Genomic DNA, 23416 nt, shown 5'->3' with positions numbered 1-23416 from the left:
CGAGCCCCGCGACGGAGACGGCAAGCGTGAGCCCGGTCGGCCGCGTGCCTACGATCCTCCCCATGTGGTCGGGCTTCCGTGCGTCGTTCGCGTCCTCCCAGCGCTCGGCTACACTCGCCGGCACGAGATGAAGCTCTGCACCGCATGCGGCACGCGCTTCAGCGAGCCGGTGGCGTTCTGCCCGCACGACGGCACGCCCACGCAGGAGCTGAACGACGCGCCTCCGCCCGATCCGCTCCTCGGTCGCGTCATCGACGGCCGCTATCGCGTCGAGAAGGCGATCGGCGAAGGCGGGATGGGCGTCGTGTACCTCATCTCGCACGTCGTGCTCGGCAAGCGCATGGCCCTCAAGGTCCTGCGCGGCGACATGGCGAAGGACGGGGACGTCGTGCAGCGCTTCATGCAGGAAGCGCAGAGCGCGACGTCGATCGGCCACCCGAACATCATCGACATCAGCGACTTCGGTCGCCTGCCCGACGGCTCCGTCTACTTCGTGATGGAGTTCCTCGACGGGACGTCGCTCACGCACTTCATCGGGACCGGCGGGTCGATCCCGATGCAGACCGCGCTGCACGTCATCCGGCAGATCGCGAGCGCGCTCGATGCGGCGCACGCGCGCGGCATCGTCCACCGCGACATGAAGCCGGACAACGTCTACCTCGTGAAGCAGGGCAAGGACCCGCACTTCGTGAAGGTGCTCGACTTCGGCATCGCGAAGGTGGGCGGCGCGTCGAGCAAGCTGACGAAGACCGGGATGATCTTCGGGACGCCCCACTACATGTCGCCCGAGCAGGCGTCGGGGCAGAGCGTCGATCGCCGCACCGACGTCTACGCGCTCGGCGTGATCATGTACGAGATGTTCACCGGGAAGGTGCCGTTCGACGGCGACACCTTCATGGGGATCCTCTCGAAGCACATGTTCGAGCAGCCGCTGCCGCCCTCGCAGGTGCAGGGCACGAAGGGCCTCGGGGCGGTCGAGGACGTGATCCTCAAGTCGCTCGCGAAGAAGCCCGAGGATCGCTACCAGTCGATGTCCGAGCTGATCGACGATCTCGACAAGATCGCGGGCGGCGGACAGCTGGCGATCGGGCGGCGCGGGGGCATCGCGCCGCCGGGCAATCTCGCCGATGCGCTCGAGCCGCCGACGCGCACCGAGATGCGGCTGGGGCAGGCGTTCGGCGCGGACGGCATGCCGCCGCCGGAGCCCGACGTGGTGCCGAAGAGCAGGGCGCCGATGATCGCGCTGGCGATCGTCGTGCTGCTCTTCGTCGGCGTGGGCGTGGGCGGCGTGGTGTTCTGGGCGAGCGGGAGCGCGGCGACCGCGGGCGCGACGAGCGGCCCGGCGCCGATCGTGGTGCCGCCCTTGCCGCCGGGGACGAGCACGACGCCGACGCCGACCACGACGCCGCCGGCGGTCACGACCACGACGCCGGTCACGACGACGCCTCCGAGCACGCCGCAGACACCGGTCGTCGCGCCCCGCGCGCGCGTGGTGCAGATCACCTCCGAGCCGATCGGCGCGGAGGTGGTGATCGACGGCGCGATCGTCGGGAACACCCCGCTCGAGCTGCCCGCACCGGAGAGCGGCGACCGCGTCGCGGAAGTGCGCATGCGCGGCTACGAGAGCGCGAGCGTGATGATCGGCGCGACGAGTCCGGAGACCGTGCGCGTGACGCTGACCCCGGCGCGCGTCGCGAGCGGGGGCGGAGGACGCCGGCCGCCGCGCGAGACGACGACGACCACCGAGGCACCGACGCCGACGCCGACGCCGACGCCGCGCACGCGGCCGCAGAGCGAAGTCGTCGATCCCTGGGCGCAGTGAGCACGACTCGCACCGGTGTGAGCTGCGACTCGCACCGGTGTGAGCTGCGACTCGCACCGGTGTGAGTCCGGGCGCGAGTGGGCTCGGATTCTGCTGACTGACGCGCCGCGCTCGGATTGCGGCGCGCTTCGCGCGGCCTGGGTCGAGGCTCGGATGGGTCGCACTGGGCAGCGCGCGCGAGGTGCGCGCCGTGATCGTCACCGCGAAGAACGCGGCTCACGTGGACGAGCTGGACGCGAAGCGGATGGACGATCTCGACCGACTGATCGCGACACTCGTGAGAGTGCTGCGATTGAATCGGCGTCGAGGGAGATCCCGGGCGCGGCGAACGACGAGCACGTTCGCCGCGCCGAGCTCGAGCGCCGCGCCCGCGCACTCGCCCTCGCCCCCGCCCGCGCCCTCGCCCTCGCCCTCGCCCGCGCCCGCGCCCTCGCCCTCGCCCCCGCCCGCGCCCTCGCCCCCGCCCGCGCCCCCGCCCTCGCCCGCTCACGTGACACGCGCGCCGGCCCCGTGTACGCATCCCTCCGTGCACAAAGCCATCGCCCTGCTCCTCGCCCTCGTCACCGTGATCGGCTGCGGCGGACGTCAGCGCACCCGCCTCGGTCGCGAGCAGACCGACACCGAGATCGCCGCGCCCGCGCCGACCGTCGCGCAGTACGAGACGAACGTGCCCGTGGGATCGCCGGTCACCGGCGGTGGCGACTCGGCCGCGGTGCAGACCGCGATGACCAACGCGTCCACCGCCGCGTCGATGCCGCTCACCGGCGATCCGCGCCTCGGCACCCTCGCGGAGTGGGTCGCGGATCGGCTCGGACCGAGCGGTGATCCGCCGCCGCCCGAGGTGATCGACTTCCTCGCGTGGAACCTCGGCCTCGTCGAGCCCACGCCGCACGTCATCGTGCTCGGCCTGCCCGATCACGTCTCGATCGCCGAGCACGTGCAGCGCAGCGCGTCGCAGTTCCTCGGACGACAGACCTACACGCACTGGGGCGCGACCGTGCTGCCGCGCAGCGGCGTGTGGCTCGTCGTCGTCGTGCTCTCGTGGCGTCATCTCTCGCTCGATCCGATCGCGCGCGCGCTCCCCGCGGGCTCGCCGATCCGCGTGAACGGCCGGCTCGACGAGGGCTACGCGAACCCGACGATCGTCGTGCAGGCGCCCAATGGTGAAGTGACGCGCCTTCCCGCGGGCAGCGGGCCCGACTTCGACGTGCGCGTGCCCACCACCGTCAACGGCGGCTTCCAGGTCGAGGTGATCGCGCGCGGCCCCCACGGCGAGAGCGTGCTCGCGAACGCGCCGGTCTACGTCGGCACCGAGCCGCCGCGCAGCGTGCGCCTCGCGCCCGTCACCGAAGAGCCGAGCGGCCCCGCGCCCGACGTCGCGACCCTGCGCGCGCAGCTCCTCGAGCAGCTCAACCGCACCCGCGCCGAGGTTGGCCTGCCGCCGCTCCAGGAAGATCCGCGCCTCGACGAGATCGCGCTCGCGCACAGCCAGGACATGCTCGAGCACGACTTCCTCGGGCACGTCTCGCCGCGCACCGGCAGCGCCGCGGATCGCGTTTCGCGCGGCGGGATCCGCAGCGGGCTCGTGCTCGAGAACATCGGTCGCGGCTACTCGGCGGCCGAGATCCATCGCGGCCTCATGGACAGCCCGGGGCACCGCGCGAACCTGGTGAACCCCGACGCGACGCACGTCGGCATCGGCGTCGTCTCCGAGGAGGAGAACGGGCGCGTCGCGTTCCTCGCGACCCAGGTGTTCATCCGCCAGGCGCAGGAGATCGACGTCGCGTCCGCGCCGACGCGCCTGCTCGAGGACATCAACCGCGCGCGCGTCGCGCGCGGCGCGCCCGAGATGCGCATGGAGGAGAACCTCCAGCGCGCGGCGCAGGAAGCGGCGCAGGCGTACTTCGCCGAGCCCACGCTCGATCAGCAGTCGACGACCGATCGCGCGACCCAGAGCATGCGTCGATTCGCGATCGCGTTCCGTCGCCTCGGCGCGGTGATGGCGGTCGTGAGCTCGCTCGAAGAGGCGCGCCAGCTCGAGCCCGCGCTCGACGACACGGTGCGCGTCGCGGGCATCGGCGTCGCGCAGGGAGATCGTCCCGATCACCCGCCGAACTCGATCGCGGTCGTGATCCTGCTCGCCTGGGAGCGCTGAGCGAGACGATGGGAACGGTCGGGTCGCGCTGCGCGTAGGAGGGCGAGCGAGGGTTCGGATCCCCCTCCGGGAGTGGGCGCATCGACGACGAGCCGATCCTGACCAACCGCGAGAAGGGCACGCTCGTGAAGACGATCGTCGCCCTGGTCACGCTCGTGACCGCAGGTCCGTACGTCGTGGGAGCGCTCGCGATCGCGTTCCTCCTCGTCGTGGCCTGCATCGGAATCCTGGCCGGTCTCGCGGACTGGTTCCTCCACTACGGCCTGCCGACGCTGGGCGTGTTCGTCGTCTGCGTGCTCACGCTCCGGTCGCTGTTCCCGAGGAAGCGGCGCCGTCCGGCGTTCGAGGTCGAGACGCGCAGCGTGGCGCGCGACGCGGCGATCGACGCCGAGCTCGACGACCTCCGCGTCGAGCTCGCCGCGAGACGCGAAGCCCCGACCACGCGCGTCGAGCGCTGACGCATCTCGGTCGGTGCGTACGTCATCGCGCATGACCGACGCCGCACCGATCGTGAAGAGCCTGCTCGAGGACCACGCCCGCATCGACGCGCTGCTCTCGCGCCTCGCCAACGAGGCGCAGGGCGAGGTACGCCCGAAGATCGAGACCACGTGGGACGCGCTCGAGCGCGCGCTGCTGCGCCACCTCGACGAAGAGGAGGTCTATCTCTTCCCGGAGCTCGCGAAGGAGCGGCCCGAAGACGCCGCGCGCCTCGCCTCCGATCACGCGCGCTTCCGCCACGCGCTCGGCGAGATCGGCATCGCGCTCGAGCTGCATGCGGTGCGCAGCGAGGTCATCGACGCGCTCGCTCGAGACCTGCGTGCGCACGCCGCGCAGGAGGACGTCGCGCTCTATCGCTGGGCCGCCGCGTCCGAAGCGCCGGGCCCGCGCGCGTTCGTGTCGCGCATGCAGCGCCGCCTCGCGGCGTGATCAGTCGACGCGCCGGTACTCGAGCCGGTACTGCACCGGCGCGGGCAGCAGCGCGCCGCTCATCGTCACGTCGAGCGTGAGGCGCTCACCGTCGGTGCTCGGCGCGAAGACGTTCCAGCGACGGCCCTGATCGGTGGAGAAGATCTGCTCGAGCCGACCGCTGCGCACGAGGTGCACGACCTCGACGGTCTCGCCCGCGAAGCCCGGCACCGGCATGCGACGCGGACGACCGGGCACCGTCGCGAACGCGTTGTCACCGAGGCGCACCTCGATGCGCTCGGGGGCGACGTGGATCGCGAGGTCGCGATCGATCGGCGTCCGCGCGCGCAGCTCCCCCTGCGCCATCCCGCGCACGAAGGGCAGCATCCCGTCGATCGCGCGATCGATCGCCCGCTCGATCAGCCCGCGCGCATCGGGCTCGCGCGTGGCGAGCGACCACGCGCCGCTGATCGCGTGGTCGACCGCCGCATCGGGCACGCTCTGACCGCGCGCGCGCGGCGGCGCCGACGCGAGCGAGAGCAGCAGGATCGTGGTCATGGCGAAAGCGAATCGCTTCATGGGCGCCTCCGAATGCTCGGGAGTGCCCGCTCGACGTGGGTTCGTTCACTGCGCGCCCGCAAGGACCGCAATGTTTCTTCGCGTTGAGCGTGAGCTGGTCGGGCGCACGTGGCCGCTGAGGAGGCTCGGCCATGCGACACGCCGGTGCGATCTCGGTCTCGTTGATCCTCGCGCTCGGCGCCATCGCGCTCGCAGCGCCCGTCGGCCACACCCAGGAAGAAGGCGCGGAGGGCGCGAGCTCACAGCCGCAGGACGACACCAGCATCGCGGAGCGGCTCAACGGGCGGTGGGCGCTGGTCCACGGCGAGGAGGCCGCGCAGCGCACGGTCGATCAGGCGATCGAGCACACGACGGACGGCATGGTGCCGATCGTGAGCGGCGTGACCGCGAACGAGCTGCGGGAGCGCAACCCGGTCAACGGCGCGTTCACCATCCAGATCACGCCCGAGCGCATCCGCACCGAGTTCGAGAGCGCGACGTTCGACAGCGCGCCGGGGGCGTCGGTGCGCACGAACATCCCGGGCGAGTCGGACGAGATGCAGCTCGTGCAGGTGCTCCGCGAGGGACACCTCGAGCAGGTCTTCACGACCGATCGCGGTCGCCGGTGGAGCGTGTTCGTCCCCAGCGCCGACGGTCAGCGCCTGACGATGCAGGTCACGCTCACGTCCGGGATCATCCCGCGGCCGCTGCGCTACGAGCTCGAGTACCAGCGCGCGCAGTGAGCTCGAAGCTCAACCACGGTCGGTTTCGCCGGGCGCGCCGGACGCGAAACCATTGAGGAAAACCTCAACCACGGTCGGTCCGACGATGACGCCCGCCTGACGGCCGCCAGGCGGCCGTCACGCTCCGACAGAAACAGTGAGCCGTTCGCGCGCGCTCGGATCTCCGATCCGAGGATGCGCGCGCGACGACGATCAGAAGCGCTCGGCCGGGCGCTCCTGCACGCCCTCGCCGACCTGCTCCATCACGTTCCCGCCCTGATCGTTGTAGGTGAACCCGTTGACGATGCGGAACGCCGGGCCGTCGTCCGCCGCGACCACCACGTCGACCGCGCCCGGGTCGTGCGCCGGTGTGGCCACGAGGAGCGTGGTGTCGTCCATGATGGTGACTTGCGGTGCCCGCGTGGCGCCGAAGTACACCGTGTAGCCGATGTCCTGCCGGAAGTTCGAGCCGGAGATGCGCACGGGCTGCTCGCCCTGGGTCGCGCCCGCGCGCGGCTCGAGGTTCAGCACGGCCAGCTCGCCGCCTTCCGCTCCACAGCCGCCCGTCATCGCGCCGCCGAGGCCGACGAGGACCCAAACCAGAAGCGACTGCGTGGCTCCGATGCTTCGGAAGATGAAGTGCCGAGGACGCGTCATGACCATCTTCTCCCGCGAGACCGGCGGCCACCTTACGAAAGCGCGGCACACGCGGTCAAGCCTTCCGGGAGCCGCGCTTGACGTGCGCTCGCGAGGGCCCGCAGACTTCTCCGGCTGCGCGCTTCTCTCGGGGGCAAGGGCCCACGGGAGCGACGCGCGTCGTTCCATCCTCCGACGCTCGTTCTCCAGGTGATTGTGTGGCCCGGAAGAGCCTCCTCCTCGTCGATGCCGATCCGCGCAGCCTTCGCGTCCTCGAGGTCAGCCTCCGGAAGGCCGGCTACAACCTCGCGACCTGCGAGGACGCTCCGAGCGCGCTCGAGACGATCGAGCTCGCGCCGCCCGATCTGATCCTCACCGACACGCGCCTGCCCGGGATGAACGGGTTCGAGCTCGTCGAGCGGATCCACCAGAACTCCGACTGGGCGTCGATCCCGATCATGTTCCTCTCCTCCGACACGTCGGTGGAGAGCAAGGTCCGCGGCCTCCAGCTGGGCGTCGAGGACTACGTCACGAAGCCCATCTACATCAAAGAGATCGTCGCGCGGATCAACCTCGCGCTGCAGCGCAGCGAGCGCGAATCCGTCGTCGCGCGCCGCCCCTCGATCTCGCGCACGCGCTTCACCGGCTCGCTCGGCGACATGGGCCTCGTCGATCTGCTCCAGACGATCGACCTCAGCCGCAAGTCGGGCGTGCTGACGCTCGTGCAGGAGAACGAGTCCGGCGTGCGCCGCGGCACGATGGCGTTCCGCGACGGCACGCTGATCGACGCGGAGCTCGGGCCACTGGTCGGCGAGCGCGCCGTGTATCGCCTCCTGCTGTGGAACGAGGGCGACTTCGAGGTCGACTTCCGACCGGTGAAGAACGCGCAGCGCATCGACATCCCGACGCAGGGCCTGCTCATGGAGGGCATGCGCCGCGTCGACGAGTGGGGCCGCGTCTGCGAGCAGGTGCCGCCGCTCGACAGCGTGCTCGAGGTCGTCGAGGCCGAGCTCGCGCAGCGCCTCGCGGAGATCCCCGACGAGATCAACGGGATCCTCCGGCTCTTCGACGGACACCGCTCGCTCGTCGAGGTCGTCGACGCGTGCGCCGACGACGACCTCACGACGCTCAGCACGATCTCGAAGCTGTACTTCGAGGGCATCGTGCAGCCCACCGGCCGCACCCGTGTCGCCTCCGATGGAGATGGTGACGAGGAGATCGGTGGCGACGTCGGAGATGTGCACGTCCCGCGCAAGACCGACGTCGAAGGGCTCCTCTCGGGCCCCGATCCCGACGCGGCCGAAGTCGTGCCCGCGCCGGGCACCCCGTCCGTCCTGCCTGCCAGACCCTCGTCGGACCCCGACGATCGTGCAGATCCTGACGCCGAGAGCGTGGATGTGCCTGCACGTGCCGACGGGTCGACCCAAGGTCCGGCCGCAGATCCGCTCGAAACCGCCGCCACCGAGGCCACCACGAACGAGGGCACGCCGCCTGCACATGCGGCGCTCTCCGAGGCCTCGGCGGTCCCCGAAGAACGGGTGGAATCGCCGGCGCCGATGGAATCGCCGAAGGGTCAGGGCGACCTGAACCACGAAGAGCTTGCTGGTTCGCGGATTGACCGCGAAGTGCCTGTCCGAACCGAGACGCGAGCAGCAGAGGACGACGTCATGGCCAAGAAGAAGAAGCGGAACCGCGGGCAGAGCGAGCGGCCGAGCATGGCGCCTCAGAAGGAGGTCTCGAAGGAGACCTCGGCCCGCGTCGAGGAGAAGGTCGCGCTCGAGTCGCAGCCTCCCGCCGCGATGAAGGCCGAAGGCGAGGCCGCGCGCGAGGGCAGCTCGAACGTCATCCAGTTCCCGACGCAGGCCAAGCGCACCGTCACGACCACGCAGGTCGCGGTGAACGACGAGGCCGTCGCGGTCTCGACCGGCGGCGGCGTCGCGATGGACGACGAGGACTCCGAGTCGATCCCGCCCGCACGCACGAGCGCGCCGTCGTCCGACACGTCGCAGCTGCGCGCCCGCGACGAGGACGAAGAGGACGAGGACGAGGGCGACGAGGACGAGGAGCGCGCGAGCGTGCGCCCCGGCCCCGGCGAGGTCGCGAAGGTGAGCGCGCCGAAGAGCGAGGCGCCCGCCGCGAAGAAGAGCGAGCCCGCGCCGCCGCCCGCCGCCGCGCCGAAGAAGGAGAAGCGCGCGAAGAAGACGTCGATGTCGACTTCGGGCGAGATCCGCGCGGTCGCTGCGACCGGCGAGCACGCAGCGGTCGCCGAGGACTTCTTCCGCAAGAAGAACGAAGAAGACGCCGCGAAGGCGCCGGTGGTCGCCGACGACGACTTCGACGATCTCAAGGGGATCGTCACGCCGATGCCCCCCGGCGCGAAGAAGTGGATGTACGCGACGATCGGCGTGGTGATCGCCGGGCTCGCGCTGATCGGCGGCATCGAGATGTACCACGCGGTCGTGATCCCGGAGGAAGCGCCGCTCGGTCAGGGCGGTCCGCTCGAGCTGCCGGGCCCGATCGCGACGCCGCCCGCCGCGACGACGCCCGAGCCGACGCCCGAGGCGGAGGCGGCGCCGGTCGCCGAGGCCGCGCCGGCCGCGGAAGAAGCGCCGGTCGCCGAGGCCGCGCCGGTCGCCGAAGAAGCGCCGGTCGCCGAGGCCGCGCCGGTCGCGGAAGAAGCGCCGGTCGCCGAGGCCGCGCCGGTCGCCGAGGCTGCGCCCGCGGTCGCGGCGGTCGCGCCTGCTGCGACGGGCGAGACCTACGAGTCGGTGCTCGAGCAGGCACGCGCCGCGCGTGGTGCGCGCGCGACGCCGCTCTACGAGCGTGCGATCGAGCTCAACCCGAACGGCAGCGAAGCGCTCGCGCAGCTCTCGTTCATCATGCTCAACCGCGGCCGCATGGATCAGGCGCGCGACTACGCGCAGCGCGCGTCGACGGTCGACCCGACGAGCTCGCTCGCGTGGCTCGTGCTCGGTGCGGCGCTCGACTCGCAGCGCGACCGCGCGGGCGCGCGCGCCGCGTACCAGTCGTGCGTGGATCGCGGCCAGGGCCAGTACGTCCGCGAGTGCCGCGCGATGCTTCGCTGATCACGTCACGAGGCGCTCGATGAAACGCCCCGGGCCGGAAGGCTCTGGGGCGTTTCGCGTTCCGTCGCTCACCACTGCTCGCTGCCGTCGGGCTCCTTCGCGGCGTTGCGCGCGATGACGCTCTCTCGGTACGCCGCTTTGCGCGCGCGGTTCATGCTGCCGAGCGGGCGCATGTCCTCGCGCGCGTGCCACGGGTCGAACGACAGCGTGTCGACGTACTCGTGGATCGCCTTCCCGCGCTCGCTGCGCAGATCCTGCTGCGGGATGCGCAGCGTCGCGACCGTCACGTGCGGCGCGACCTCGTCGGGCCACTCCGCGGAGTGATCCTCGATCGGCGTGCGCGCCTCGTCGACGAAGAACTGCACGCGCAGGTCGTACGCGATCGGGCCCTTCGCGAGGCGCTCCGCGAGATCGTGCCCGAGCCCGTCGCGATGGCTCGGCGCGCTCGACGGCGCGACGGGCGCGTGGGGCTGCGCCGAGTAGCGCACCGCATACGGACCCAGACGGATCGGCGGCGGCGCCCAGAACGTGAGCTCCGCGAGCGAGCCGATCGGCTTCGTCCCCGCCGCGAACGCGCGCAGCCATCCCGCGAGCGTGCCGAACCCGTGCTTCCATCCCACGCGCGGCAGCCGCGTGAGCGGCGAGACCGCCGCGAGCACGACGTCGACGAACTGGTGCGCATCGCGGAACGGCGTCGCGCGCGACTGGATCATCAGGAAGTCCTGAGTGCGCGCGTCCTCCATCCCCGGGATCAGCTTGCGGCCGTCGACCCCGACGACCTTGATCGCGAGACCTCGCACGTCCGCGCGCCGATCGTGCTGGTGCACGCCGCTGCCCGGCGAGAGCCGAACGTACGCGGCGTACGTGCGCGGCGTCGCGAAGAGCCCGTGGCGCGCGTGCTCGGGAAGATCGCCGAGCACCTCGAGCTCCGCGAGCACACCCGCGTGCGACTTCGCGTGCAGCGCGCGGTCGAGCTCGCCCGCCTTCGCTCTCGCGCGTTGGACCTCGGCGAGCTGCTTCGCGTACCCCTCGAAGCGTGTCTCCTCGTCCTCGCCGACGACCTCGCGCCACTCGGTCGAAGGTCGATGCGCGCTCGCGATCGGTGCGTTCATGTCCTGCCCCTCCAGTTCGGAGGTCGCATCGTGAAGCCTTTCGTGAGGGCTCGCATCGACTCTTCTCGGGTGCCGTGGGAGGGCTTGGGCCACCCATGACTCCGATGAAGAACGGCCTGGTCCGCTACGGGCGCGACGAGCACGGCGTCGCGCGCATCGAGCTCACGAACCCTCCGGCGAACGCGTACTCGCACGAGATGCTGCGCGATCTCGACGACGCGATCCTCGAGGCGCGCTTCGACGAGAAAGCGCACGTCATCCTGCTCACCGGCGCGGGCGAGAAGTTCTTCTGCGCGGGCGCGGACATCGCGATGCTCGGGCGCGTCACCACCCGCTACAAGTACATGTTCTGCCTGCACGCCAACGAGACGATGCTGCGCCTCGAGCACACGCCGAAGCTCGTCATCGCGGCGATCGAAGGGCACTGCGTGGGCGGCGGCATGGAGATCGCGATGAGCGCGGATCTGCGCGTCGCGGCGCGCGGCACCGGCAAGATGGGCCTGCCCGAGGTCGCGCTCGGCGTGCTGCCCGGCACCGGCGGCACCCAGCGCCTGTCGCGCTTGGTCGGCAAGGCGCGCGCGATCGAGCTCATGACCGAGGGCACGCTGATCGACTTCGATCGCGCGCAGACGCTCGGCCTCGTGAACCACGTCTGGGAGAAGGACGGCTTCGTCGATCGCGCGCTCGAGTACGCGCGCGGCTTCTGCCCGCCGAACAAGGCGTCGCTCGCGGTCGGACACATCAAGCGCGCGGTGCAGACCGGCGCGGAGATGGCGCTCGAGCAGGGCCTCGCGCTCGAGCGCGAGCTCCAGCAGCGCCTCTTCGAGAGCGACGACGCGCGCGAGGGCATCCAGGCGTACAACGAGAAGCGCAAGCCGACGTTCGCGGGAGAATGATGGAGATGGAAGACGCACTGATCCTCGATGGGCTGCGCACGCCGATCGGAAAGCACCGCGGAGCGCTCGCGTCCGTGCGGCCCGACGATCTCGCCGCGCACGTGATCACGCAGCTGCTCGCGCGCAACGACGTCGCGAAGCGCGGCCTCGAAGAGGTGATCTTCGGCGCGACGAACCAGGCGGGCGAGGACAACCGCAACGTCGCGCGCATGGCGTCGCTGCTCGCGGGGCTGCCCGACGAGGTCACCGGCGTGACCGTGAACCGCCTCTGCGGCTCGGGGCTCGAGGCGGTGATCCAGGCCGCGCGCGCGCTGAAGGTCGGCGACGCGGACGTGATCGTCGCGGGCGGCGTCGAGTCGATGACGCGCGCGCCGTACGCGATGGCGAAGGCCGACGAGGCGTTCCCGCGCACGCCGCCGACGGTCTACGACACGTCGCTCGGATGGCGCTTCCAGAACCCGAAGATGGCGGAGCGCTTCCCGCTGATCTCGATGGGCGAGACCGCGGAGAACGTCGCGGCCGACCACAAGATCTCGCGCCAGGACCAGGACGCGTTCGCGGTCGAGTCGCACCGCAAGGCGGCGCGCGCGTGGGAGGCGAACCGCTTCGCCGACGAGATCGCGCCGGTGTCGATCCCCTCGGGCAAGAAGGGCGCGCCGGACACGATCGTCGATCGCGACGAGGGCGTGCGGCCCGACTCGAGCGTCGAGGCGCTCTCGAAGCTCAAGCCGGTCTTCAAGAAGGACGGCAGCGTCACCGCGGGCAACTCGTCGCCGCTCAACGACGGCGCGGCCGCGGTGCTGCTCGCGTCGAGCAAGTGGGCGAAGGCGAACGGTGCGACGCCGCTCGCGCGCGTCGTCGCGAGCGCGGTCGCGGGCGTGCACCCGAACGTGATGGGCATCGGCCCGATCCCCGCGACGCGGAAGGTGCTCGCGAAGGCGGGCCTGCGCGCCGATCAGATCGATCTCGTCGAGCTCAACGAGGCGTTCGCGGCGCAGTCGCTCGCGTGCATCCGCGAGCTCGGCTTCGACCCCGCGAAGGTGAACGTGAACGGCGGCGCGATCGCGCTCGGGCATCCGATCGGGTGCAGCGGCGCGCGCATCGTCGTGACGCTCGCGCACGAGATGAAGAAGCGCGGTGCGCGCTACGGGCTCGCGACGCTGTGCATCGGCGTCGGCCAGGGCCTCGCCGTGGTATTGGAGCGCGCGTGACGGAATCGATCGGCGTAGCGGTCGTCGGCGCGGGCGGCTGGGGCAAGAACCACGTGCGCAACTTCGCGTCGCAGCGCGGCGCGTCGTTGCGCTGGGTCTGCGATCGCAGCGAGGCCGCGCTCGCCCCGGTCACGCGCGCGTGGCCCGACGTGAAGACCACGACGTCGATCGACGACGTGCTCGCCGACGAGGGCGTGCGCGCGATCGTGATCGCGACCGACGCGCCGACCCACCACGACCTCGCGAAGAAGGCGCTCGAGCGCGGGCGCGACGTGCTCGTCGAGAAGCCGCTCACGCTCGGCGCGGCGACGAGCGCCGAGCTCTGCGAGCTCGCGGAGCGCGGCGAGCGCATCCTGATGGTCGGGCACCTGCTGCTCTATCATCCGGCGGTCGAGCGCTTGAAGCAGATCGTCGACAGCGGCGAGCTCGGCGAGGTCCTCTACGTCACGTCGCAGCGCACGAACCTCGGCGTGGTGCGTCGCGACGAGAACGCGTGGTGGTCGCTCGCGCCGCACGATCTGAGCGTCGCGGCGTACCTGCTCGACGCCGAGCCCGAGAGCGTGAGCGCGAGCGGCGGCGTGTTCCTCCAGAAGGAGCGCGGCATCGAGGACGTCGTGTTCGCGACGGTGCGTTATCGCGGCGGCAAGCTCGCGCACGTGCACGTGAGCTGGCTCGATCCCCACAAGACGCGCCGGCTCACCGTGGTGGGCACCAAGAAGATGGCGGTGTTCGACGACGCGTCGCCCGACATGAAGCTCACGCTCTTCGACAAGGGCGTGGAGCCGCCGCCCGCCGCGCTGACGTACGAGCAGGGCGTCCGCATCCGCACCGGCGACATCGTGGTGCCCGCGCTCAAGATGGCGGAGCCGCTGGGGCGCGAGACCGAGGCGTTCCTCGACGCGGTGCGCACGCGCGTCCCGCCCCTCGCGAGCGGCCGCAGCGGCCACGCGGTGGTGCGCGTGCTCGAGGCCGGTCAGCGATCCCTCGCGGAAGCGGGAAGGCGCGTCGACATCGGGCTCTGAGACCAAGAGAATTTCTGAGGGGAGCAGGAAGAAAGGAAAGCAGGAGATTCGAGCGCTACGAGATCCGTAGCGCTACGAAATCCGTAGCGTTACGAAATCCGTAGCGAGCTTCTCCGCCTTCCTCTCCTGCTTTCCTGCTCTCCTTAGAGGAATTCCCCTCATCGCCGCCAAGTGGTGCGGAGCGCCGTGAGCACTGCGGTGTCGGTGAAGCGATCGTTCTGCGCTTCGTAGTAGCTCTCTCGGAAGTACGCCTCCTGCGCGAAGCCGAGCTTCTCGAGCACGCGCGCGGAATTCCGATTCTCCGGATCGATGTGCGCCTCGACCGCGTGGAGGCGCAGCACGTCGAAGCCGAATGCCACGATCGCGCGCAGCGCTTCGGGCATGTAGCCGTGGCCCCACTGCTCGGGATCGAGCTCGTAGCCGACCTCGGCGCGCAGGTGCTCGGGCACCATGCGCCAGAACCCACAGCTCCCGATCATGCGCGGATTGCCGCGCAGCGAGAGCACCCAGCGGATGCCCTTGCGCTCGCGGAACGCGGCGTCGGTCACCGCGATGCGCTCTTCCGCCTGCGCGAGCGCCGTCCAAGGCGGGCGGCCGAAGTACCGCGTGACGCGTGGGTCCGAGAGGATGCGATAGAGGTCGAGCGCGTCGTTGGGCATCGCCGCGCGGAGCACGAGCCGTTCGGTCTCGAGCACCGGGAACGACGCGAACGCCGCGTCGAGATCGAGGGAGCGCATCGCGCTTCCTTGCGATGCGGGCACGGCTGACGCAACGACGTTCGGGGCTCTAGTCCTTCTGCCCGGAACTTCGTTCCGGGTTTCTCCTAGTACTGCCGCCCGGCCGTTCGTTCCGGGCTGAACATCGATCCCGTAACGAACATCCGGGCAGCAGTACTAGGCTCCCTCGCATGACGACGAGACCGGTGTGCGTGGTGATCGGCGTGGGCCCGGGGATCGGCGGCGCGCTGGCGCGGCGCTTCGCGCGCGAGGGATACGCCGTCGCGCTGCTCGCGCGCGGGCTCGAGCACTCGCGCGCGCTCGCGGGCGAGCTCCCCGGCTCGCGCGCGTTCGCGTGCGACGCGTCCGACGGAGCGAGCATCGCGAGCGCGTTCGCGCAGATCCGCAGCGAGATGGGCGAGCCCGAGGTGCTCCTCCACAACGCGGGCTCGGGCGTCTTCGGCACGTTCGAGGACGTGAGCGCGGAGCAGCTCGAGCAGGCGTGGAGGGTCAACACGCTCGGGCTCTTCCACGCGTCGCGCGAGGTGACGCCCGCGATGAAGGCGCGTGGTCGCGGCACGATCCTCGTCACCGGCGCGACCGCGTCGTTGCGCGGCGGCGCTCGCTTCGCGGCGTTCGCGCAGGCGAAGGCGGCGCAGCGCAGCCTCGCACAGTCGATGGCGCGAACGCTGTGGCCGAGCGGCGTCCACGTCGCGGTGGTGATCGTCGACGGCATGGTCGATCTGCCGCGCACCCGCGCGATGCGGAGCGACCTGCCGCAGGAGGCGTTCCTCGCGCCCGACGACGTCGCGGAGGCGATGTGGACGCTGCATCGGCAGCCGCGCTCGGCGTGGACCTTCGAGCTCGACGTGAGGCCGAACGTCGAGACCTGGTGATCAGGGGGCGGCGTCGGGCAGCGGGCCGGCGTCGGCGATCGGGCCCCAGCTGTACGCGTGGACGACCAGCTCGCGCACCTGCTCGCCGAACGGCGCGGTCACGATGCCGCGCCGGATGCGTCCCTCGATGCGCTCGATCGCGCGCACCTCGGCCGTGCCGCACGTGGTCGGCTCGCACTCCGCGGGGAGCACGCCCGGCGCTCCGCCCCTGCACGCGAGACGTCCGGGGTCGGTGTCGCTCGCGAGCCCTGCGGGAACGATCACGATCGGCACGTCGCTCGCGCACGGCAGCTCGAACAAGTACGTCCCCGCGTTGCAGCACGGGCTGCTCTCGGAGCACGCCACGAGCGTCGATTCCCAGAGCGTCAGCGCGCTCGGATCGATCGTCACGTCGATCGCGATGTCGCGATCGGCGAACGCATCGGGGCTGCCGCAGAGCTCGGCGAGCGACACCTCGGGCGCACTGCTGCTGCAGCCCGTCGTCACGAGCGCGAGCATCGCGAGCGTGTTGCGGATCGTGTCAGTCGTCATCGTGCGCGCGGCCATGCGAGCTGCGTTCCATCAGCGGCGACGAGGGCCCTTCAGATACCCGTCGATCGTCTGCGCGTCGACGCCGAGCTCGAGCGCGACGCGCGCGAGCACCACGCGATGCAGGCGTCCTTCGGGCGGGCGGAGGATCGCGTGCAACGTCGCGTCGTCGAGCCCGCGCGGATCGACGTCGTCGTCGTGCGGGCGCGCCGCGCCCTCGAGCCACTCTCGCGCACGCGCCTCGCTCCGCTCGCTCGCACACGCGAGTCGCAGTCGCAGCGCGAGGCGCATCCACGCGTGATAGCGCGCGAGCGCGCGCATCCACGGCTCGATCTCGGCGCCCGAGAGCGCACGATCGAGCGACGCGATGCGCGCGTCGATGGCGTCCATCGGGAGCTCGTCGATCTCGCGCAGCGCGCCCGGGAAGCGCGTCGCGAGCGCGCGCATCGCCGGGCGCGGATCGACGGGCGAGCCTGCGTCGTGCTGCTCGCGCAGTCTCTTCATCTCGCGATACTTCTCGCGCAGCGCGTGCAGATCGATCACGGGCTCGCGAGCATAACCTCAGGTCGCGCGCGATGCGTTCACCCCGCGCAGCGCGCCGACCGTCGTCGCGACGAGCCCGGAGCCCACGAGGATCAGCGCGAGCGCGAGGTTGTGCAGCGACTCGCCGAGCCCGATCAGCCACACCCGGTGATCGGGCGCGTCCGCGATGTACGTCGACGTCGCGATGAGCCCGGTGACGAACCCGAGCGAGCCCGCCGCGAGCGTGAGCAGCGCGCTCGAGACGAGCAGTGGAACGAAGCGGGAGTCGGGACGCACCGCGTAACGAAGCGACGCCGCGATCGCGAGCAGACCGAAGACGAGCGTGGGGAACATCCCCCAACCACCGAGCCGGAACGCTTCGAGCATGGGAGCCTCCTGGTCGGAGTGCTCGGACACCGCACGCGCGCGCTCGGTTCCGACGACGAGATGACTCGAATCGAGACGATCGCACACGGGATCGTCGCGACTCGCGACATCGCCGCGATTCCACGCGAATCTCGGGCGGTGCGGGGTTCCAGCATCCTGCGTCCCGTGGAAGACTCCTCGATCCGACATCGACATGGAGGCCAGGGGATGAGTTCGATCCAGAGCGTCTCGCGCGAGTCGCGCGTCTTCGCGCCGCAGGACGAGTTCGCGAGGCAGGCGCGCGTGTCGTCGCGCGAGGGATACGAGGAGCTCTATCGCCGCAGCGTCGAAGACCCCGATGCGTTCTGGCTGGAGATCGCGACCGAGGACTTCCACTGGTTCGAGAAGCCGACGCAGGGGCTCGACTGGTCGAACCCGCCGCACGCGAAGTGGTTCGCCGACGGCACCACGAACCTCGCGTACAACTGCCTCGATCGACACCTCGTGGGATCGCACCGCAACAAGGCGGCGATCATCTTCGAGGGCGAGCCCGGCGACGTGCGCGTGCTGACCTATCAGCAGCTGCACCGCGAGGTCTGCCGCTTCGCGAACGTGCTCGGCAAGCTCGGCGTGCAGAAGGGCGACTGCGTCGCGATCTACATGGGCATGGTGCCCGAGGCCGCGATCGCGATGCTCGCGTGCGCGCGCATCGGCGCGATCCACACCGTGATCTTCGGCGGCTTCGCCGCGGAGGCGGTGCGCGATCGCGTGAACGACGCGAAGGCGAAGCTGATCGTCACGCAGGACGGCGCGTGGCGCCGCGGGCACGTCGTGCCGCTCAAGGAGAACGTCGATCGCGCGATGCGCGAGACGCCCGGCGTGAAGCACACGATCGTGCTCAAGCGCACGGGCAACGAGGTCGCGATGGATCGCGGCCGCGATCTCTGGTGGCACGAGATGGTGGGGACGGTGAGCGCGCAGCATCGCGCCGCGGAGCTCCCGGCCGAGCACCCGCTCTTCATCCTCTACACGTCGGGCACCACCGGAAAGCCCAAGGGCGTGCTGCACACGACCGGCGGCTACATGGTCGGCGCGGCGACCACGAGCAAGTTCGTGTTCGACTTGCGCGAAGACGACACGTACTGGTGCACCGCCGACGTCGGCTGGGTCACGGGCCACAGCTACATCGCGTACGGCCCGCTCGCGAACGGCGCGACGTGCCTGATGTACGAGGGCGCGCCGAATCACCCGGATCCCGGGCGTTTCTGGGAGATCATCGAGCGGCACGGAGTGACGATCCTCTACACGGCGCCGACCGCGATCCGCGCGTTCGTGAAGTGGGGCGATCAGTACCCGATGAAGCACGACCTCTCGTCGCTTCGATTGCTCGGCACCGTCGGCGAGCCGATCAACCCCGAGGCCTGGATGTGGTACCGCCGCGTGATCGGGAACGAGCGCTGCCCGATCGTCGACACGTGGTGGCAGACCGAGACCGGCGCGATGATGATGACGCCGCTGCCCGGCGCGATCTCGACGAAGCCCGGCTCGTGCACCGTGCCCTTCTTCGGCGTGGTGCCGAAGGTGCTGCGCGAGGACGGCACCGAGGCGGGCCCGAACGAGGGCGGACTGCTCGTGATCGAGAAGCCGTGGCCCTCGATGATGCGCACCGTCTACGGCGACGATCAGCGCTTCAAGGACACGTACTGGTCGCGCTTCGAGGGCAAGTACTTCACGGGCGACGGCGCGCGGAAGGACGAGGACGGGTTCTTCTGGGTGATGGGGCGCGTCGACGACGTGGTGAACGTCGCAGGGCATCGCCTCGGCACCGCAGAGGTCGAGAGCGCGCTCGTCGCGCACAAGAGCGTCGCCGAGGCCGCGGTGGTGGGGCGTCCCGACGAGCTCAAGGGACAGGGGCTCGTCGCGTTCGTCACGCTCAAGCAGGGCGAGCCGCCGACGAAGGCGCTCAAGAGCGCGCTGCTCGAGCACGTCGCGCAGGAGATCGGCAAGTTCGCGCGGCCCGACGAGATCCGCTTCACCGATGGTCTGCCCAAGACGCGCAGCGGCAAGATCATGCGGCGCCTCTTGAAGGAGCTCGCGTCGGGCGGCGAGGTGAAGGGCGACATGACGACCCTCGAGGACTTCTCGGTGCTCGCGAAGCTGCGCTCCGACGAGGAGTGACGCGGCGGCTGGTGGGAGAGCATGCGGCTGCGATCAGCGCCGAGATCGTGGCGCGTCCGCGCCGCGCACCAGTGACGCCGCCGAAAACCGTGATATCGATCGCCCCCATGTCGGCACCGCAGGACTCCCCCACCCGTAAGAAGCAGAAGGCCCGTCGTCGTAAGAAGCTCGCGCGGTGGCGCGAGAAGCAGGCCGCCGCCAAGGCGGCCGGCGCGAAGGGCTGAAGAAATTTCGAATCCACCGCACGCACGCCCGGGCGCTCGACGAGAGCTCGGGCGTCGTCGTTCCGTCGGGCGAGATGGGTGTATCGCGGCCTATCGCGCGCGATAAGTGACCGGCGCGATCGCATGGGGAATCGGGCGCGGCACGGGCGCTGAAATGCGCGCGCGTCATGACCCTCCGCACCATCGATCGCGCGCGGATGGAGCGTGTCCTCGAGCTCCACGCGCGCGCCTACGAGCTCTGGATCTGGATCGCGTCCGAGGCGCTGCACGATCCGACGCTGCTCTCGCGCGAGGCCGAGGCGGCGATCGCGCATCCCGCGCGCTGTGCCGATTGGCTGCGCGAGCTCGAGCCGCGCCTGCCGCGCCAGCTCGTGGTCGCGTCCGAGCATCGCGCGGCGTTCGCGGCGCTCGTGAGCTCGTTCCTCCACACGTCGTTCCACGTCGAGCGCCTCGAGTGGAACGGGCGCGTCGTCGATGCGCAGCTGCGTCGTGGCCCGGGTCACGCGGGGCCGCGCGCGGCGAAGCGCGCGAGGCACGGCGGCAGCGCGACGCGCGAGGCGCTGCACCGCCTGTGTCGTGACGAGGGCATGAAGGTCGCGCCCGAGGTGCTTCGCGCCGTGGCGCGCGCGGGATCGATCCAGGACGAGCTCGTGCTCTGGACGTACGCGGTCGGGCTCGTCGCGCGCAGCGAGGGCAGCGGCGAGGGCGCGGAGGACTGGGAGCGGTGGCGCGATCTCGATCGCGAGACGCGCAAGAAGCTCGACGTCGCCGTGATCTGGGCCGCGCGCGAGCGCTTGCTCGTGGCGCTGCGCGAGCGCGTGCAGAACGATGGCGTGACGTGATGGACGAGCGATGGGGCCACGGCGTGACGCGGACGCACTGCCTCTGGTGCCGCGACGGTGGCGCGAGGACGGACGCGGAGTGCGCGCGCTGTGGGGCTCGCTCGTGCGCGACGTGCGCGAGCGGCGAGTGCCGCGGATGTCGCGTGCTCGACTCGATGCGATCGATCCTCCGCGGCGAGGACGGTCGCATCGAGCACGAGCACGACGCCGGGAAAGTGGCGCAGATTCTCCGGACGCACGGAGAGGCAGGGCGCGACGTGTTGCTCTCACCGGCGACGATCGCGCTGCGCGCGCTCGGCGACCCGCGCCGTCACCACTATTTCCCGGACACCGCGCCGACGGTGCTGCGCGACTGGCTGCGCGCGACGGGGATCACGCGCCTCGAGGTGCCGATGGTCGCGCGCGCGAGGCCCACGGTGCCGTGGATCCGGAAGGTCGGCGCGACGAAGGACGAGCTCGTGTGGCTCGTCCCGCTCGAGCGCGGCGTCGAAGCGCGCTTTCGACCGTTGCCCAGCGAAGGCGCTCTCGACGCGCCGATCACGATCCCCGAGGAAGGTCCGTGGTCGCTGCCCGCGCCGTGGACGTCCGAGGCGGTGTGGCTGACGCTCGATCCACCGGGACGCGCGTGCGCTCACTGCGGCGCACGCCACGAGCGGTATCGGCTCACGCACGATCGTGCGTGGGTGTGCTCGTCCTGCGGGCGCAGCTTCGTCCCCGTGTGAGAGAAGTCGCACGCTGCATCCGGCGCTGCCATGATGCGCGCGCATGACAACCACCCTTCGTTGCTTCTCGCTCGCGCTCCTCGTCTCGTCGCTCTCGGGGTGCTCGCTGATCTACGACCCCTGCGGTGATCTCGAGACGCGGCTCTGCACCGATCTCGGGCCCGCGGACTGCGGCGTGTTCCGCGGCGACGAGCGCATCCACGGCTCGGTGATCCCGCAGCGACGGCGCTCCGCGGAGCGCAGCCAGTGCGAGATGTTCGCCGACGACGCGAACTACGCGGGCTACACGCTGCCCTACGTTCGTTATCAGGTGCAGCAGCGGAGCAACCCGACGCTCGCGATGCCGGCGCTCGCGACGCCGCGACCGGCCGGCCTCTCGGGCGGGCTCGCGTCGTACCTCTGGTATTTCCTGCCCTGCATCACGATCCCGGCGATCTTCATCTACTCGTTCTGGTCGATGCGGAGGCGTGGTGGGCTGATGGCGGGGATGGTCCCTGCGTACCAGCCGCAGCCGTACGTGCCGCCGCAGGCTGCACAGGCAACGTCCTGGGATCACGTCGACTCGCGCGCGGCTGCCGAGCAGGTCGCGCAGACCGGCGCGCTCGTCGCGGTGGAGCTGGTGCCCGGCATGGGGCGCATGCCCGAGAACGTCGTGTACGTCACGCCGCAGGCCGCGGCGCGCATGCGCGAGATCACGATGCAGATCGAGCAGCTCGTGCGCGGCGGTCAGAGCGCGCAGCTGATCGTCGAGCCGCAGTACAAGGGCCGCAGCTTCGTGCCCTCCGCGCTCGTCGTGCGCTTCGGTGATCGCGCCGAGACCGTGCAGGTCTGGTGAGAGACTCGGCGCGGAGGAGCTGGTGCCGGTCGTCGCGAGCGCGCGCCGCTCTCCCTGATTCGCGCGCGGGCTCGACCGCCCGGTACCATCGCGCGCATGGGGGTGCTCTTCGATCGTCACGCGCCGCTTCCGCGCGGTCCGTTCCTCGTCGCAGGAGTCGTGCTCTTCGCGATCAAGATCGGGCTCGATGCGCTGGTGTCGCGGCTCTTCGGACAGCCGTACTCGGTGCTCTTCTACGTGAGCCCGATGGAAGCGCCGTTGTTCTCGCCGGGCGGTCGACTGACGTACTGGCTCGCGATGTGGGCAGTCGCACTGCCCTTCATCGCAGTCGGTGTGTGGCTGACCGCGCGGCGATTGGTCGATGCGGGGCTGCCCTCCTGGCTCGTCGGGCTCTTCTTCGCGCCGTTCGCCAACCTGATCTTCTTCCTCGCGATCGCGGCCGTGCCGAGCAAGCCGCTCGCACCACGGCCGACCGGATACCGCGAGCCGCCTCCGGGCGCGCCTCCGCGCAGTCCGGGCGTCGCGGTCGCGATCGGCGGGGTCGTCGGCGCGGTGGTGGCGCTCGCGATGGTCGGGATCTCGGTGGGGCTCTTCCGCGAGTACGGCGCAGCGCTCTTCCTCGGCGCGCCGACGATCTCGGGGTTCGTCGCGACGCTGACGGTCGCGCGCCTCCACGCGCCGCGCGCCGGTCTCGCGATCCTCGCCGCGGGCATCGCGCTCGGCCTCTCGTTCGCGGCGATGCTCGCGTTCGCGATCGAAGGCTTCGTGTGCCTGATGATGGCCTCGCCGCTCGCGGTGTTCGGCAGTCTCGTCGGCGTCGCGATCGGCTCGGTGATCGTGTCGTTCGCGGGCGCGCCGCGCGAGGCGCCGGGCGCGGCGATGGCGCTCCTGCCGCTCTGGCTCGCGGGCGAGCTGCTCTCGCCGCTGCCGCCGGAGTCGGAGCGCGTCGTGACGTCGACCATCGAGATCGATGCACCGCCCGAGGTCGTGTGGAATCGCGTTCTCGCGTTCGAAGATCTTCCGCCGCCGACCGAGCTGCTCTTCCGGCTCGGCGTGGCATCGCCGACGGGCGCGGTGATCGAAGGTGAGGGCGTGGGCGCGGTGCGAAGGTGCCAGTTCACGACAGGCGAGTTCGTCGAGCCGATCACGGTGTGGCGCCCCGGGCGCGAGCTCTCGTTCGACGTGCGCGAGCAGCCCGACGCGATGCGCGAGATGACGCCGTTCGACGGCCCGCGTCCGCCGCACCTCGACGGGTTCTTCGCGACGACGCGCGGCCAGTTCGTGCTCGAGCCGATCGAGGGTGGTCGAACGCGCCTGTCGGGCCGCACCTGGTACCGACTCGAGGTGTTCCCGCGCCCGTATTGGGCGTGGTGGTCCGATCAGCTCATCCACACGATCCACCTGCGCGTGATGAATCAGATCGCGCGTCTGTCGGAGTCCGACGCCCGGCGCTGAGCACGC

23 protein-coding genes are annotated in these 23416 nt (G+C 71.0%); 16 read left to right on the top strand and 7 right to left on the bottom strand.

Annotation, left to right across the window (positions count from 1 at the left end):
* The first annotated feature begins 127 nt into the window (after positions 1–127).
* The 4 genes from I5071_RS41960 to I5071_RS41945 all read left to right on the top strand — a co-directional run bounded on the left by I5071_RS41960 (position 128) and on the right by I5071_RS41945 (position 4904).
* On the top strand, positions 128–1822 hold the full coding sequence (locus I5071_RS41960) for a serine/threonine protein kinase (RefSeq protein WP_236519019.1): 1695 nt from the start codon (positions 128–130) through the stop codon (positions 1820–1822).
* 526 nt (positions 1823–2348) lie between these two features.
* Positions 2349–3977, top strand: a complete 1629-nt coding sequence (locus I5071_RS41955) for a CAP domain-containing protein (protein ID WP_236519018.1) — start codon at positions 2349–2351, stop codon at positions 3975–3977.
* 125 nt (positions 3978–4102) lie between these two features.
* Positions 4103–4435, top strand: a complete 333-nt coding sequence (locus I5071_RS41950) for a hypothetical protein (protein WP_236519017.1) — start codon at positions 4103–4105, stop codon at positions 4433–4435.
* A 31-nt stretch (positions 4436–4466) separates the two neighbouring features.
* Positions 4467–4904, top strand: coding sequence for a hemerythrin domain-containing protein (locus I5071_RS41945; RefSeq protein ID WP_236519016.1), 438 nt, complete (start codon positions 4467–4469; stop codon positions 4902–4904).
* Here I5071_RS41945 and I5071_RS41940 read toward each other — a convergent pair whose 3' ends face one another.
* Positions 4905–5462 carry a hypothetical protein gene (locus I5071_RS41940; protein WP_236519015.1) on the bottom strand — a complete coding sequence of 186 codons (558 nt, stop codon included), beginning with the start codon at positions 5460–5462 and terminating at the stop codon, positions 4905–4907. It abuts the gene before it with no gap.
* A 131-nt stretch (positions 5463–5593) separates the two neighbouring features.
* On the opposite strand from I5071_RS41940, the gene I5071_RS41935 reads away from it, so the two are divergent.
* Entirely contained in the window at positions 5594–6184 is a 591-nt protein-coding gene (locus tag I5071_RS41935; protein ID WP_236519014.1) for a hypothetical protein, read from the top strand.
* Between the two features lie 192 nt (positions 6185–6376).
* On the opposite strand, the gene I5071_RS41930 is transcribed toward I5071_RS41935, so the two are convergent.
* The gene (locus I5071_RS41930) at positions 6377–6826 is read right to left on the bottom strand and encodes an IPT/TIG domain-containing protein (RefSeq protein WP_236519013.1); all 450 of its coding nucleotides are present in this window, start codon (positions 6824–6826) and stop codon (positions 6377–6379) included.
* Positions 6827–7017: 191 nt separating this feature from the next.
* Here I5071_RS41930 and I5071_RS41925 point away from each other — a divergent pair, with 191 nt between their 5' ends.
* Positions 7018–9885, top strand: a complete 2868-nt coding sequence (locus tag I5071_RS41925) for a response regulator (protein ID WP_236519012.1) — start codon at positions 7018–7020, stop codon at positions 9883–9885.
* A 68-nt stretch (positions 9886–9953) separates the two neighbouring features.
* Here the strand turns inward: I5071_RS41925 and I5071_RS41920 are convergent, their stop codons facing one another.
* Positions 9954–10997: a hypothetical protein gene (locus tag I5071_RS41920; RefSeq protein ID WP_236519011.1), complete on the bottom strand. Its 1044-nt coding sequence runs from the start codon at positions 10995–10997 to the stop codon at positions 9954–9956.
* A 95-nt stretch (positions 10998–11092) separates the two neighbouring features.
* Here I5071_RS41920 and I5071_RS41915 point away from each other — a divergent pair, with 95 nt between their 5' ends.
* Genes I5071_RS41915 through I5071_RS41905 form a run of 3 tightly spaced genes read left to right on the top strand, consistent with a single transcriptional unit; the run spans position 11093 to position 14126 of the window.
* Positions 11093–11893 carry an enoyl-CoA hydratase/isomerase family protein gene (locus I5071_RS41915; RefSeq protein WP_236519010.1) on the top strand — a complete coding sequence of 267 codons (801 nt, stop codon included), beginning with the start codon at positions 11093–11095 and terminating at the stop codon, positions 11891–11893.
* 5 nt (positions 11894–11898) lie between these two features.
* Positions 11899–13104: a thiolase family protein gene (locus I5071_RS41910; protein WP_236519009.1), complete on the top strand. Its 1206-nt coding sequence runs from the start codon at positions 11899–11901 to the stop codon at positions 13102–13104.
* On the top strand, positions 13101–14126 hold the full coding sequence (locus I5071_RS41905; protein ID WP_236519008.1) for a Gfo/Idh/MocA family protein: 1026 nt from the start codon (positions 13101–13103) through the stop codon (positions 14124–14126). The genes I5071_RS41910 and I5071_RS41905 overlap by 4 nt, the downstream gene beginning before the upstream one ends.
* Positions 14127–14284: 158 nt before the next feature.
* Here the strand turns inward: I5071_RS41905 and I5071_RS41900 are convergent, their stop codons facing one another.
* Entirely contained in the window at positions 14285–14863 is a 579-nt protein-coding gene (locus tag I5071_RS41900) for a GNAT family N-acetyltransferase (RefSeq protein ID WP_236519007.1), read from the bottom strand.
* A gap of 170 nt (positions 14864–15033) precedes the next feature.
* Here I5071_RS41900 and I5071_RS41895 point away from each other — a divergent pair, with 170 nt between their 5' ends.
* Positions 15034–15738, top strand: coding sequence for an SDR family NAD(P)-dependent oxidoreductase (locus I5071_RS41895; protein ID WP_236519006.1), 705 nt, complete (start codon positions 15034–15036; stop codon positions 15736–15738).
* Here I5071_RS41895 and I5071_RS41890 read toward each other — a convergent pair whose 3' ends face one another.
* From I5071_RS41890 to I5071_RS41880, 3 genes are read right to left on the bottom strand one after another with little or no spacing between them, the layout of a single operon-like run.
* Positions 15739–16269, bottom strand: a complete 531-nt coding sequence (locus I5071_RS41890; RefSeq protein WP_236519005.1) for a hypothetical protein — start codon at positions 16267–16269, stop codon at positions 15739–15741.
* A 30-nt stretch (positions 16270–16299) separates the two neighbouring features.
* Positions 16300–16809 carry a hypothetical protein gene (locus I5071_RS41885; protein ID WP_236519004.1) on the bottom strand — a complete coding sequence of 170 codons (510 nt, stop codon included), beginning with the start codon at positions 16807–16809 and terminating at the stop codon, positions 16300–16302.
* Positions 16810–16827: 18 nt separating this feature from the next.
* Complete coding sequence (locus I5071_RS41880; RefSeq protein ID WP_236519003.1) at positions 16828–17175, bottom strand: hypothetical protein; 348 nt, start codon at positions 17173–17175, stop codon at positions 16828–16830.
* Between the two features lie 207 nt (positions 17176–17382).
* On the opposite strand from I5071_RS41880, the gene acs reads away from it, so the two are divergent.
* The 6 genes from acs (at position 17383) to I5071_RS41850 (ending at position 23410) form a co-directional block, all read left to right on the top strand.
* Positions 17383–19332, top strand: coding sequence for an acetate--CoA ligase (acs, locus tag I5071_RS41875; protein ID WP_236519002.1), 1950 nt, complete (start codon positions 17383–17385; stop codon positions 19330–19332).
* The gene (locus I5071_RS41870; RefSeq protein ID WP_236519001.1) at positions 19329–19556 is read left to right on the top strand and encodes a hypothetical protein; all 228 of its coding nucleotides are present in this window, start codon (positions 19329–19331) and stop codon (positions 19554–19556) included. The genes acs and I5071_RS41870 overlap by 4 nt, the downstream gene beginning before the upstream one ends.
* A gap of 167 nt (positions 19557–19723) precedes the next feature.
* Positions 19724–20398, top strand: a complete 675-nt coding sequence (locus I5071_RS41865; protein ID WP_236519000.1) for a hypothetical protein — start codon at positions 19724–19726, stop codon at positions 20396–20398.
* A complete protein-coding gene (locus I5071_RS41860; protein ID WP_236518999.1) occupies positions 20398–21120 on the top strand; it encodes a hypothetical protein in 723 nt (240 codons plus the stop codon). The genes I5071_RS41865 and I5071_RS41860 overlap by 1 nt, the downstream gene beginning before the upstream one ends.
* A gap of 43 nt (positions 21121–21163) precedes the next feature.
* A complete protein-coding gene (locus I5071_RS41855; protein ID WP_236518998.1) occupies positions 21164–21955 on the top strand; it encodes a hypothetical protein in 792 nt (263 codons plus the stop codon).
* Between the two features lie 96 nt (positions 21956–22051).
* Positions 22052–23410, top strand: coding sequence for an SRPBCC family protein (locus I5071_RS41850; RefSeq protein WP_236518997.1), 1359 nt, complete (start codon positions 22052–22054; stop codon positions 23408–23410).
* The last annotated feature ends 6 nt before the right edge of the window (positions 23411–23416 follow it).

Source organism: Sandaracinus amylolyticus (genome assembly GCF_021631985.1).
GTDB lineage: Bacteria > Myxococcota_A > Polyangia > Polyangiales > Sandaracinaceae > Sandaracinus > Sandaracinus amylolyticus_A.
Note: the sequence above shows the minus strand (reverse complement) of the source record. Positions and strands in the feature narration are given on the sequence as shown.

What these genes read in the sequence shown, in the direction of transcription:
- acs (WP_236519002.1), top strand. Translation starts at nt 17,383, where the DNA reads ATGAGTTCGATCCAGAGCGTCTCGCGCGAGTCGCGCGTCTTCGCGCCG.
- I5071_RS41865 (WP_236519000.1), top strand. Translation starts at nt 19,724, where the DNA reads ATGACCCTCCGCACCATCGATCGCGCGCGGATGGAGCGTGTCCTCGAG.
- I5071_RS41895 (WP_236519006.1), top strand. Translation starts at nt 15,034, where the DNA reads ATGACGACGAGACCGGTGTGCGTGGTGATCGGCGTGGGCCCGGGGATC.
- I5071_RS41900 (WP_236519007.1), bottom strand. Translation starts at nt 14,863, where the DNA reads ATGCGCTCCCTCGATCTCGACGCGGCGTTCGCGTCGTTCCCGGTGCTC.
- I5071_RS41880 (WP_236519003.1), bottom strand. Translation starts at nt 17,175, where the DNA reads ATGCTCGAAGCGTTCCGGCTCGGTGGTTGGGGGATGTTCCCCACGCTC.
- I5071_RS41930 (WP_236519013.1), bottom strand. Translation starts at nt 6,826, where the DNA reads ATGGTCATGACGCGTCCTCGGCACTTCATCTTCCGAAGCATCGGAGCC.
- I5071_RS41940 (WP_236519015.1), bottom strand. Translation starts at nt 5,462, where the DNA reads ATGAAGCGATTCGCTTTCGCCATGACCACGATCCTGCTGCTCTCGCTC.
- I5071_RS41910 (WP_236519009.1), top strand. Translation starts at nt 11,899, where the DNA reads ATGGAAGACGCACTGATCCTCGATGGGCTGCGCACGCCGATCGGAAAG.
- I5071_RS41890 (WP_236519005.1), bottom strand. Translation starts at nt 16,269, where the DNA reads ATGACGACTGACACGATCCGCAACACGCTCGCGATGCTCGCGCTCGTG.
- I5071_RS41945 (WP_236519016.1), top strand. Translation starts at nt 4,467, where the DNA reads ATGACCGACGCCGCACCGATCGTGAAGAGCCTGCTCGAGGACCACGCC.
- I5071_RS41920 (WP_236519011.1), bottom strand. Translation starts at nt 10,997, where the DNA reads ATGAACGCACCGATCGCGAGCGCGCATCGACCTTCGACCGAGTGGCGC.
- I5071_RS41860 (WP_236518999.1), top strand. Translation starts at nt 20,398, where the DNA reads ATGGACGAGCGATGGGGCCACGGCGTGACGCGGACGCACTGCCTCTGG.
- I5071_RS41915 (WP_236519010.1), top strand. Translation starts at nt 11,093, where the DNA reads ATGACTCCGATGAAGAACGGCCTGGTCCGCTACGGGCGCGACGAGCAC.
- I5071_RS41935 (WP_236519014.1), top strand. Translation starts at nt 5,594, where the DNA reads ATGCGACACGCCGGTGCGATCTCGGTCTCGTTGATCCTCGCGCTCGGC.
- I5071_RS41855 (WP_236518998.1), top strand. Translation starts at nt 21,164, where the DNA reads ATGACAACCACCCTTCGTTGCTTCTCGCTCGCGCTCCTCGTCTCGTCG.
- I5071_RS41850 (WP_236518997.1), top strand. Translation starts at nt 22,052, where the DNA reads ATGGGGGTGCTCTTCGATCGTCACGCGCCGCTTCCGCGCGGTCCGTTC.
- I5071_RS41960 (WP_236519019.1), top strand. Translation starts at nt 128, where the DNA reads ATGAAGCTCTGCACCGCATGCGGCACGCGCTTCAGCGAGCCGGTGGCG.